This is a genomic window from Piscinibacter sp., assembly GCF_050175855.1.
Classification (GTDB): domain Bacteria; phylum Pseudomonadota; class Gammaproteobacteria; order Burkholderiales; family Burkholderiaceae_C; genus Piscinibacter.
Genome location: NZ_JBFXIO010000155.1, coordinates 1 through 10815, shown reverse-complemented (window position 1 = coordinate 10815; position 10815 = coordinate 1). Strand labels below are relative to the sequence as shown.

General features: G+C 70.5%; 11 protein-coding genes. 2 read left to right on the top strand and 9 right to left on the bottom strand.

Annotated features, from left to right (window positions below; genetic code table 11):
* Window positions 1-64 precede the first annotated feature (64 nt).
* The 4 genes from AB7U92_RS13265 to AB7U92_RS13250 form a co-directional block, all read right to left on the bottom strand.
* Window positions 65-421 (bottom strand): carboxypeptidase-like regulatory domain-containing protein, encoded by a 357-nt coding sequence (locus tag AB7U92_RS13265; RefSeq protein ID WP_428577443.1) that lies wholly within the window; start codon window positions 419-421, stop codon window positions 65-67.
* Window positions 422-444: 23 nt separating this feature from the next.
* Window positions 445-1350 (bottom strand): c-type cytochrome, encoded by a 906-nt coding sequence (locus AB7U92_RS13260; protein WP_428577440.1) that lies wholly within the window; start codon window positions 1348-1350, stop codon window positions 445-447.
* A 24-nt stretch (window positions 1351-1374) separates the two neighbouring features.
* On the bottom strand, window positions 1375-2112 hold the full coding sequence (locus AB7U92_RS13255; protein WP_428577437.1) for a hypothetical protein: 738 nt from the start codon (window positions 2110-2112) through the stop codon (window positions 1375-1377).
* Window positions 2113-2250: 138 nt separating this feature from the next.
* Complete coding sequence (locus AB7U92_RS13250; RefSeq protein WP_428577435.1) at window positions 2251-3270, bottom strand: hypothetical protein; 1020 nt, start codon at window positions 3268-3270, stop codon at window positions 2251-2253.
* Window positions 3271-3380: 110 nt separating this feature from the next.
* Here AB7U92_RS13250 and AB7U92_RS13245 point away from each other — a divergent pair, with 110 nt between their 5' ends.
* Window positions 3381-3974, top strand: coding sequence for a MarC family protein (locus tag AB7U92_RS13245; protein ID WP_428577432.1), 594 nt, complete (start codon window positions 3381-3383; stop codon window positions 3972-3974).
* A 57-nt stretch (window positions 3975-4031) separates the two neighbouring features.
* On the opposite strand, the gene AB7U92_RS13240 is transcribed toward AB7U92_RS13245, so the two are convergent.
* The 5 genes from AB7U92_RS13240 to AB7U92_RS13220 all read right to left on the bottom strand — a co-directional run bounded on the left by AB7U92_RS13240 (window position 4032) and on the right by AB7U92_RS13220 (window position 9218).
* A complete protein-coding gene (locus AB7U92_RS13240; protein WP_428577429.1) occupies window positions 4032-5048 on the bottom strand; it encodes a porin in 1017 nt (338 codons plus the stop codon).
* Window positions 5049-5185: 137 nt separating this feature from the next.
* Window positions 5186-5938, bottom strand: coding sequence for an amino acid ABC transporter permease (locus AB7U92_RS13235; protein ID WP_428577426.1), 753 nt, complete (start codon window positions 5936-5938; stop codon window positions 5186-5188).
* Window positions 5939-5954: 16 nt separating this feature from the next.
* The gene (locus AB7U92_RS13230) at window positions 5955-6821 is read right to left on the bottom strand and encodes a basic amino acid ABC transporter substrate-binding protein (protein ID WP_428577423.1); all 867 of its coding nucleotides are present in this window, start codon (window positions 6819-6821) and stop codon (window positions 5955-5957) included.
* 94 nt (window positions 6822-6915) lie between these two features.
* On the bottom strand, window positions 6916-8427 hold the full coding sequence (locus AB7U92_RS13225; protein WP_428577420.1) for a M81 family metallopeptidase: 1512 nt from the start codon (window positions 8425-8427) through the stop codon (window positions 6916-6918).
* Between the two features lie 2 nt (window positions 8428-8429).
* Window positions 8430-9218 (bottom strand): ferritin-like domain-containing protein, encoded by a 789-nt coding sequence (locus AB7U92_RS13220; RefSeq protein WP_428577417.1) that lies wholly within the window; start codon window positions 9216-9218, stop codon window positions 8430-8432.
* Window positions 9219-9256: 38 nt separating this feature from the next.
* On the opposite strand from AB7U92_RS13220, the gene AB7U92_RS13215 reads away from it, so the two are divergent.
* Window positions 9257-10815, top strand: a 1559-nt coding sequence (locus tag AB7U92_RS13215) for an aminotransferase class I/II-fold pyridoxal phosphate-dependent enzyme (RefSeq protein ID WP_428577414.1), incomplete at its 3' end; no start/stop codon positions are given.

Below are 10815 nucleotides of genomic sequence, written 5' to 3'. Positions count from 1 at the left end.
GCTGCTGGTTCGGCGCGGCCGATCCGCGCCGCGAGGGTGTCGCCGCCGGCGACTGAGTCGGGCCTCAGCCGCGCAGGCAGCCTCCGAGGGTGATCGGCCTCACGCTGGTCATCAGCGTGATCCCATCGGCCGGCGTGCCGAGCGACTCGATGCGCAGCACGGCGTGAGCCGGCACGTCGAGCCGGAACACGCCATCGGCGGTGCTCACCGTGGTGCCGGTCAGTCGGCCGTCGGCCAGCGTGGCCTGCACCGCGCGAGCAGCCGGCCGGCCGCGCTCGTCGACGACGCAGCCTTCGAGGCGGACGCTCGTCGCTTCCGGCTGCGTCTCGATCTTCACCGATTCCCAGTCACCGCCGCCGCCGCAGGCGATCAGCGCGAGGCAGGCCAGCAGCGCGCCGGCCGTGGGGGTCATCACATGCATGGACATCTCCGGATCCGGCCGCGTCAGCGAGCGGCCGCCATCTGCGACGTCAGGCCCTTGAGGTGCACGTACAGCGCCTCGAGGTCCACGTCGCTCATCTCGCGCAGCGCGCCGAAGGGCATCACCGGGCTGACCGTGCTGCCGTCGGGGCGGATGCCGCTGCGCATCATCGCCACGAAGGCCCGGGCGTCGGCGTAGCGCGCCATCGCCGAGCCTTCGCCGGGGCTCAGGCGGGCCGCCGGCGGCCACTCGGGCGGCGCGCCGGGAATGCGGCCGCCCTGCAGCTCGGCGCCGTGGCAGCCGATGCAGGCATTGGCCACGTAGGCGCCGTGTTCGGCGGTCACCGCCTCCGGTATCGGCAGGGAAGGTGCCTTCGCATGGTCGATCTTCTCGGCCGCGTCGCGCACGACGCCGGCGCCGTAGAGCGCACGCACCAGCATCGGCAGCCTCACCTCGGCCGCACCGCCGCGGGCGGCCGGCATCTGCCGAAGGTAGGCCACCAGCGCCGCGAAGTCGTCGTTGGTGAGGCGGTTGTAGTCCTCGCTGGGCATGATCAGCAGCGGGCGGCCACCCGGCGCGACGCCGTGGCGGATGGCGCGGTCCCAGTCGTCCATGCGGTACGACGCCACCACCGAGCCGGGCGCCGGCGTGATGTTCGGCGCATGCAGGCGCAGGCCCTTGCCATCGTCGACGAAGGTGCGCCCGGCGCCGTCGCTGCCGTGGCAGTCGGTGCAGCCGCGCGAGCGGAACAGGTAGCCGCCGCGTTCGACGGCGGCCGCATCGCCGCGCTCTGCCACGCCGGCAGCGGCGACGTCGACGCGCCGCTCGGCCTTGCGGTGGCCGTTGGCGACGAGCAGGGTGATCGCCGCGGCGAGCAGCGCGACGAGGACGAGCAGGCCGATGCCGGCACGCCGGAGCCAGAGGGTCATGGCGGTTCTCCGTGAAGACCGGGTTCAGCCGAAGTGCGCCAGGCCGGGCTGCTGCGGCACGCCGAGGGCGCGGGCGAGCTGGTCCCAGGCGTGGTCGTCGAGGTGCGGGCGCACCGCGTCGAGCACGGCGGCGAAGGCCTCGGCCGGCGCGCCGGCGCGCATGCCGCCGAGCACCTGTGCGCGCTCGGCCGGCGTGCTGGCCGGGATCATCCAGCGCATCACCAGCAGGTTCTCCTCGGGCGGCAGGCTGGCGACGATGCGCTGGTGCAGTGCCATCAGTTCGTCGTCGCCGTAGTTCGCCCACAGCGCCGCGTTGTTCTGCGTCTCCTCGACGTTCATGTGCTGGAAGTTGTCGGCCACGAACAGTGCCAGGTGGCGGTACAGGCGCAGTGCGAGCGCGGGCCGTGCCGACGCTTCGGCCTGGGCCAGGGCACGCGCCTCGTCGCGCAGCGCGGCGATGTGGGCGATGTGCTCGACGTGGTCGTCGGCGGTGCGCGCCGCGCCGCGCGGCTGGCGCGCCTCGATGGCGCTGTGCACGAAGTCGTTCTCGTGGTGCACGTGCTGCAGGCACAGTTCCATCAGGCCCTCGAACTGGGCCAGGGTGCGGCGCAGGTCGTCGGGGTTGTTCGCGTCCATGCGGCCGACGCGGTGCAGGGTATCGGTCATGAAGTGGCGCAGGGCCTTGTGGATGCCGACGTAGAGGTCCACGCGTTCGCTGCGGTGGGTGGCGGTGGCGGGGCGGGTGGCGGTGGCGATGCTCATGTCTTGTCCTCGTGGGTCTTGTCGTCGAAGGGGTCGCGGCGATGCGCCGCGTCAGGGTTGTCAGTGTTCCGTGGCGGCCCCGGCGCGGCATCGGCCACAGGAGCCATTCGCCGGGCCACCCCGGAAGGGGGAGGCGGGTCAGAGTTCCTCGAACTTCCAGCTCAGCGTGGCTTTCACGCCACCTTCGGTACGGCCTCGGCCGGCCTCGCGCGACGAGACCATCGGCAGCGTGGCCGACGCGCTGCCGGCACGCGGGACCTGCCGGGTGCGTTCGGCGACCCACTTCGACACCGCGTCCAGGGTGCCGAGCCGGTCGACGCTGGAGCTGTCGCGGCCGCGCTCGGTGTGTACCGAGGTGACGCGCGGCTCGGGCAGGCCGAAGCCGGCGTCGGTGGTGATGGCTCCGGTGCGGCGGTCCAGCACCAGGCTGAAGCCGAGGCAGATCAGGCGCAGTTCGTCGGCCGTGGGCGGCTGGGCGTCGCGGCGCACGACCTTCCAGGGCACCGGGCCCTGCACGTCGGCGTAGCGGCCTTCGATGGTTTCGTCGACCTGCACCTCGACCTTGGCGTCGCAGCGGTCGATGCCCTGGAAGGTCTGGAAGCGGCGATCCTCGCCGTCATCCTCGGGGGAGGCTGTCTCCGCGTGCCGGACCAGCCTGGCCTGCTGCGCGCGGTCGGGCGTGACCTGCGCGGCCACCTGCGGTGCGAGCATGCGCATCAGGCACGCGCGGTCGGTGCCGCACGCGGCCTGGGCCTGGCGCGCCAGCTCCATCTGACGGGCCATGTCCATCGGCGGGGCGATCTGGCCATGGCGGGCCTGCGCCTGCGCAACGCGTGCCTGGACCCGATCGGCTCGAGCCATCATGGTCTGGGCGTAGTCCGGCGCCTTGGTGTTGACCTCCATCGGCTCGCCGACCGGCTGCAGCCAGGAAACGATGCGATAGCGGCGTTTGAGCGTGGTGCGGCTGTCGTCGCCGCCGTCCTGCCAGTGGCTGCTACCGTCGAGTTGGAGGTCGATGGTCAGCCGGGCAGGGCGTTCACCGGCCTGCGCCGGCATCAGCAGCGACCAGGCCAGCAAGACCAGCAGCAGGGGGATCAACAGAGCAGCGGGCAGCAGCGGCCTGCTGCCGTGGTGACGGGAATCTTCTTCGGGATACATGGGCGGGGCTCCTCGGGAAGCCGCCAGTGTTCGCGTTCCCCGCCGGCGCGGCATCGCCCGATGGAGCCATCCGCGGGCCAGCGCCGGCGGTGCCGCACAATCGCGCCCCCATGGACCACAGCTTTCTTTCCGCCCTGATCCTGCTGCTGCTCGTGCTCGACCCGCTGGGCAGCCTGCCGATCTTCATTCCCATCATGAACGGCGTGCCCAAGGAGCGCCGGCGCCGCGTCGCGCTGCGCGAGGTGGCGATCGCCTTCGCCGTGCTGCTCGGCTTCATGTTCGCCGGCGAGGCCTTCCTTCGCGTGATGCACTTGTCGGAGCGTTCGCTGGAGGTGGCAGGCGGCGTGATCCTGCTGATGGTGGCCATCCGCATGATCTTCGGCGCCGAGGGCGGGGTCTACGGCATGCCCGAGGGCAAGGAGCCGCTGATCTTCCCGCTGGCCGTGCCGCTGCTGGCCGGGCCGTCGGCGATGGCCACGGTGCTGCTGCTGGCTTCGCGCCAGCCCGAGCGGGTGCTGACCTGGGTAGCGGCGCTGACCGTCGCGATGCTGGTATCCGGCGCGGTGCTGCTGCTGTGCGAGCGCATCCGCCGGTTGCTCGGCGATTCGGTGGTCGCCGCGACCGAGAAACTGATGGGCCTGGTGCTCACCGCGATCGCGGTGGAAATGATCCTGGCCGGATTGAAGCGCTACTTCCTCGGCTGAACGAAAAAAGGGGCCGGTCTTGCGACCGGCCCCTTCAGACGCTGTGAACTTCCGGGATCAGAAGTTGTGGCGCACGCCAGCGGCCAGGGACGAGAACTTCGTGCCCGGGGTGGACACGTAGTACGTGCCGCCGGAGACGTTGTCGCCCTTGTTGTCCACCTGGGTGTAGAAGGCGAACAGCTTGGTGCGCTTGCTCAGGTTGTAGTTGTAGCCGGCCGTGAACTGCGAGGCCTTGTCGATGATGGTCGCGCCACCGGCCTCCAGTTCGCCTGCGGCGCCGTAGTTCAGGTGGAACTCGCTCGCACCCATCGTGTACATGCCCGACAGGCGCCACGACTTGCGCTTGGCATCAACGCCCGAGGCGTCTTCGATCTTGTTGCTGATGAAGTAGGCGCCGACGGTGAACGGGCCCATTTCGTACAGCGCGCGCAGACCGAACTCGCTGTTCTTGTCGTCACTGGTGAAGCCCAGGGCGACCGGGCCGTTCGGCGCGGTCACGTAGCTGGCGCCCAGGTGCAGCGGGCCGCCGACGTAGTTGGCCGCCAGGACGATGGTCTTGCGCGGGTTGGTGTTCTCGGCCAGGCCGACTTGCGCGTCGAAGGTCACACCGCCGAAGTTCGGCGAGTTGTAGGCGATCGTGTTGCGCACGTCACCGGGGTACAGGTAGAACGCATCCGACGACGTACCGGTGTCGTGGTTGTGCATGCTGATGTAGTCGGCCGTCGCGAAGTAGGCAGCCGTCGGGCCCATGTTGCCCAGGCGCACGCGGCCGAAACCACCTTCCAGGGCAACCCAGCTCTCACGACCCCAGAACGCCGAGCCGCTCTGCGCGCCGGTATCCACGTTGAAGCCGTGCTCGATCAGGAACGACGCCTTCAGGCCGCCACCGAGGTCTTCGGTGCCCTTGAAGCCGATACGCGACGCGTTGTTCTGCAGCGCGGTGATGCTGGTGTCGCCATCCTTCTGGCGCTCGACGGAGGTGTTCAGGCGACCGTAGATGGTCACGCTGCTTTGGGCCAGGGCAGAGGTGCCGGCCAGGGTGGCCACGGCGCCCAGGAAGAGAGAGCGCTTCATGTAGATCCTTTTGGTCTTCATTCGAAACACACACCCGGGAAACCGAAGCCCCCGGAACGAGGTGATGAATGGTAGATGACGGATGCAGGAAAACCCCAGGCCCCGTTGCGCCGGAGCCACAGGATGGCGACAAACGGTCAGCGACCGCGCAGGTGCGACGGTGCTTCCAGCCGCTTGGCGAGCATCGACAGCGTCAGCGTGAGGACCAGGTACACCGCCGAGATCGCCAGGTAGGGTTCCCAATAGCGCGAGTACGCCCCGGCGACGGTGCGCGCCGCCAGGGCCAGCTCGGCCAGGCCGATGGCCGAGACCAGCGAGGAATCCTTGATGAGCGTGACGCCCTCGTTCACCAGCGCCGGCACCATGCGGCGGAAGGCCTGCGGCAGCACCACGAAGCGCATCGCCTGGCCGTGGGTCAGGCCCAGGCTGTAAGCGGCCTGGGTCTGGCCGGTGTGAATGCTCTGGATGCCGGCGCGGAAGATCTCCGAGATGTAGGCGCCGGCGTTGAGCGTCATCGCCAGCGCGCCGGAGAAGAAGGCGCCGTGGCTCTGGCGGAACTCGCGTGCCGCCTCTCCGGAGAGCAGCAGGCCCGTGTCGGGGTGCACCAGCGCCGGCATCAGCGCGAAGTGCACCAGCAGGATCTGCACGAACAGCGGCGTGCCCCGGAAGAAGGCCACGTAGGCCACCGTCACGCCGCGCGCGGCCTTGAGCAGCCAGGCCAGCGCGGCGGACTTGGGGGGCGGGGCGTCGCGTGAACTGCTGACCAGCCCGAGCAGCACGCCGAGCACGAGCCCGGCGCCGATCGAGACGATGGTCAGCTGGACCGTCATCCACAGGCCGCTGACGAACAGCGGCCCGTAGCCGGCGAGGATCTCCCAGCGCAGGTCCACGCGCGCCGCGTCCTGCTTACTTCGAGGCGCCGGAAGCCGGTGCGGCGGCCGCGGCGGCGCCGAAGTACTTGGCGTAGATCTGGTCGTAGGTGCCGTCGGCCTTGATGTCGGCCAGGCCCTTGTTCAGCTTCTCGAGCAGCTCGGTGTTGCCCTTCTTGACCGCGAAGCCGTACTGCTCGGGCACGAAAGCCTTGTCGCTGACGGTCTTGAACTTGGCGCCCGGGTTGTTGGTCACGTAGTTCACGACCACGCCGTTGTCGGCCACCACGGCGTCCACGCCGCCGGCCTCCAGCTCCTTGAGGGCCAGCGGGGTCGACTCGAAGCGCTTGATGGCGGTGCTGTTCTTGCCGAGCAGCTTGGTCACGGCCTCGTCGCCGGTGGTGCCGGTCTGCACGCCGACCTTGAGCTTCTTCAGGTCGTCGAACTTGGCGACCTTGGAGCTCTCCTTGACGGCGATGAGCTGGTAGGCGTCGAAGTACGGGTTGGTGAAGTCCATCGTCTGCTTGCGCTCGTCGGTGATCGTGATCGACGAGGCGAGCATGTCGCGGTCGCCTTGCGCCAGCGAGTTGAAGATGCCTTCCCAGGGCGTGTTGACGAACTTGACCTCGATGCCGGCCTTGGCGGCCACGGCGGTCACCACGTCGATGGTCAGGCCGACGATCTCGCCCTTCTCGTTCTGCGACTCGAACGGCGCGTAGGCGGCGTCGGTGCCGACCACGTAGACCTTGGCCGGGGGCGGCGCGGCGGCGACCGAGGCGGCGGCGGCGGGCGCCTCGGCGGCCGGCGCGGGCGCCTCCTTCTTGCCGCAGGCGGCGAGCAGCGTGCCGGCGAACAGCAGGCCGACGGTTTGCAGGAATCGACGGGTGGTGATGGCGGTGGTCATGAAGTCCTCGGTGAAGGATTTGTCGGGAGCCCGGACGGATCGGCCCGCGGGCGTGGCGCGAAGTGTAAGCGGGCGGCGTGCCAGCCTCGCCGGTTCAGGGGCGCGGCGCAGTGCCCGGATCGAGATGCCGCCAGGGCAAGTCGCCCGGGTCGGCGGGCATCGGCCCCGGCGCCTTCGCCACCAGGATGCGTGAGGCGATCGGCGCGAAGGCGGCGCGGAAGTGCACCGAACTCTTCACCACCAGCGCCCGCATCGCCGCCGGCTCGACACCGAGGAAGCGGAACAGGTCGATGTCGAGCATCTGCGCCTTGGCACTGGCCAGCAGCACGCGCACGCCTTCGACCTCGACGCAGGCGCAGGGCCCAAGCCGCACCGTGCTGCCGCCGGTCATCGGCCCGTGCAGGCCCAGGTTGCCGTCGTGCAGTGCGAGCACACGCGCCTCGCAGGCCACCGGCGGATCGGTCAGCGTGCCGTCCCAGGTCGGCACGGCGCGGCCGAGGTGCAGGTTCGCCCGGGCGCCGAGGCCGGCGGCGTGGGCGGCGCGGGTGCTGTCGGGATCGAACAGCAGGCCCAGCGCCACCTTGCCGTCGAGGCGGTGGCCGGCGCGGGCCGCTAGCAGCGCGCGCAGCATCCCGGTGGTGTTGGCGTCGCCGCCGGCACCCGGGTTGTCCTGCGTGTCGGCGATGACGACGGGCCCGCGGTCGGGTGCGGCGTGCGCGATGGCGCGCTCGACGGCCTCGGCCGGGGCCAGGAAGGCGGCGGCCCACTCGCGCCGCCGACTGACGACGGCGTCATGCAGGGCAGCGACGGTGTGCTCCAGCCCCCCTTCGTCGAGGCCGTGGCCGAAGACCACCGGCCCGCACTCGGAGAAGTCCGCCGCCGAAAAGCCCATCGCGAAGTTCAGCTCTGTGCCGGTGCGGGACTCGAGCCGCTCCAGCTCGGCGACTACCGACGCGGCCGGTTCCATCAGGGTGCACTGCGCGTTCAACGGCAGCAGGAAAGGCACCCGCCGCGCCGCGGTGTGCCAGCGCCGGCCCGGCGCGGCCATGCGACGAGCAAGCATCGCCGCGGCGCGTTCGCCGGTGGCCACCATGTCGACGTGCGGGTAGGTGCGGTAGGCCGTCAGGCCGCTGGCCAGCGCCAGCATCCGTCGAGTCACGTTGGCGTGCAGGTCCAGGCTGGCCACGATCGGCAAGTCCGGGCCGGCGATTGCCCGCAGGCGCTGCATCAATTCGCCTTCGGCGTCGTCCGCGCCTTCCGCCACCGCCGCGCCGTGCAGGTCGAGGAAGATGCCGTTGAGGCCTTCGCGCCAGGCCGCACGCAGGTCGTCCTCGATCTCGCGCACGATGCGCGCGAAGGCTTCGGCGGTGATGCGGTTGCTCGGCATCGCGCCGGCCCAGAGCGACGGCACCAGCGTCCAGCCGCGTCGGTCGGCTTCGCGCGCGAAGCCGGCGATGGCCAGGCTGCCGCCGCGCATCTGCTCGAGCATGGCCTCGCCGCGCGCGCAGGGCGGGTAGCCGGCGCCGGCCTCGAACGCCGCCCAGTCGGCCGGCGAGGGCGCGAAGGTGTTGGTCTCGTGGTGGAAGCCGGCGACGAAGATACGCATGCTCAGGCGGCCCGCGTGAGGTAGGCGATCTCGTCCTCGCTGAAGCCGGCGGCGCGGCGCGCCGCGTCATTGAACGGCGGCCGCAGCTTGGGCGCAGCGTAGCGTTCGACCAGCCCCGGGTAGATCGCCACCGGGTCGAGCCCGGCGCGTTCGCAGGCGAAGCGGTACCAGCGGTTGCCGATGGCCACGTGGCCGATTTCGTCGCGCAGGATCACGTCGAGGATGGCCACCGCCCGCGCGTCGCCCGCCTTGCCCAGCTTGGCCTGCAGCGGCGGCGTGGCGTCCAGCCCGCGCGCTTCCAGCGTGCGCGGCACCAGCGCCATGCGGGCGACGATGTCGTGCGCCGTGCGCGCCGTCATCGTCCACAGGCCGTCGTGGGCGGCGAAGTCGCCGTAGTCGTGGCCGAGCGTCTTCAGGTGTTCGCGCAGCAGCGTGAAATGCAGCGACTCCTCGGCGGCCACGCGCAGCCAGTCGCGGTAGAAGTCCTCGGGCATCCCGGCGAATCGCCAGACCGCATCGAGCGCCAGGTTGATGGCGTTGAACTCGATATGGGCGATCGAGTGCAGCAGCGCCGCGCGGCCTTCGAGCGTGAAAGGCGAGCGCGTCGGCACCTCCTTCGGCGGCACCAGCGCCGGTCGCGTGGGCCGGCCCGGCAGGCCGGGCGGTTCGGGCAGCATGGCCTCGGGATCGATCGTCCAGCGGCCGGCGTCGAACAGCGCACGCGTGGCGGCGGTCTTCCCGGCCGGATCGACCAGCTGCAGCAGTTCGAGCGCGCGACGCCGGAGTTCCATGGGGGCGATTATCCGTGGCCGCTTGATAAGCTCCGCCGATGCCACGCCCGCACAGCCACGTCCTGATCGTCCTCGCGGACGACACCTTCCGCCGCCACCTGCTCAAGGGCCTGACCGCCGCCGCCAAGAGCCTGGACAACCCCTGCGGCCTGGCCTTCAGCGGCACCGACTGCGCCGAGGAAGCGATGCGCATCGCCCGCGAAGACGGCGACCTGCAGTGCGTGCTGGTCGATGGCCTGGGCGACGTCGGCGGCGAGCGCCCCTGGCAGGCCGAAGCGCTGGTGCAGTCGCTGCACGCGCTGCGCCCGGAGCTCGACCTCTACGTGCTGGTCGACAGCGCGCGCGACGAGGAGACCGTCGGCGCGCTCACCCGCGAGGCGATCGACGGCTTCTTCATCCGCGACGAATCCGACCCGCGTGGCTGGTTCCGCATCATCCAGGCGGAGATCCAGGAGAAATCGCGCACGCCGTTCTTCGACGCGCTGCGCGAATACGTGCTGATGGCCAAGGACGCCTGGCACACGCCGGGCCACTCCTCGGGCGACAGCCTGCGCGGCAGCCCGTGGTCGTCGGCGTTCCGCGAGTTCGTCGGCGAGAACCTGCTGCGCGCCGACCTGTCGGTGTCGGTCGACATGCTCGACTCGCTGCTCGACCCCAAGGGCGTGATCGCGCAGGCGCAGGACATGGCCGCTCGGGCCTTCGGCGCGCAGCGCACCTTCTTCGCCACCAACGGCACCTCCACCGCCAACAAGGTGATCTTCCAGACCCTGCTGGCGCCGGGCGACACGCTGCTGCTCGACCGCAACTGCCACAAGTCCGTGCACCACGGCGTGGTGCTGTCGGGCGCGCGGCCGGTGTACCTCGACAGTTCGATCAACCGCACCTACGGCCTGTTCGGCCCGGTGCCGAAGAAGACGCTGTTCGCGGCGATCGACGCCAACCCGCACGCCAAGGCGCTGATCCTCACCTCCTGCACCTACGACGGCCTGCGCTACGACCTGCCGCCGATCATCGCGGCGGCGCATGCCAGGGGCATCAAGGTGATCATCGACGAGGCCTGGTACGCCCACGCGCGCTTCCACCCGGCGTTTCGCCCGACCGCGCTGGAGGCCGGCGCCGACTACGCCACGCAGTCCACCCACAAGGTGCTGACCGCGCTGAGCCAGGCCAGCATGATCCACGTGAACGACCCGGACTTCGACGCGCACCTGTTCCGCGAGAACTTCAACATGCACACGTCGACCAGCCCGCAGTACGGGATCATCGCCAGCCTCGACGTCGGCCGGCAGCAGGCGGTGATGGAAGGCTACAAGCTGCTGCAGCGCACGCTGGAGCTGGCCGCCGAACTGCGCGAGGCCATCAACGCCACAGGGGTGTTCCAGGCGCTGACCCTGGCCGAGTTGCTGCCCGAAGAGGTGCGGGGCGACGGCATCGCGCTGGACCCGACCAAGATCACCGTCGACATCTCGCGCTCCGGCTTCACCGTCGACGAGTTCCAGCAGGTGCTGTTCGAGCGTTTCAATATCCAGGTGGAGAAATCGACCTTCAACACGGTGACGCTGCTGCTGACCATCGGCACCACGCGCAGCAAGGTGTC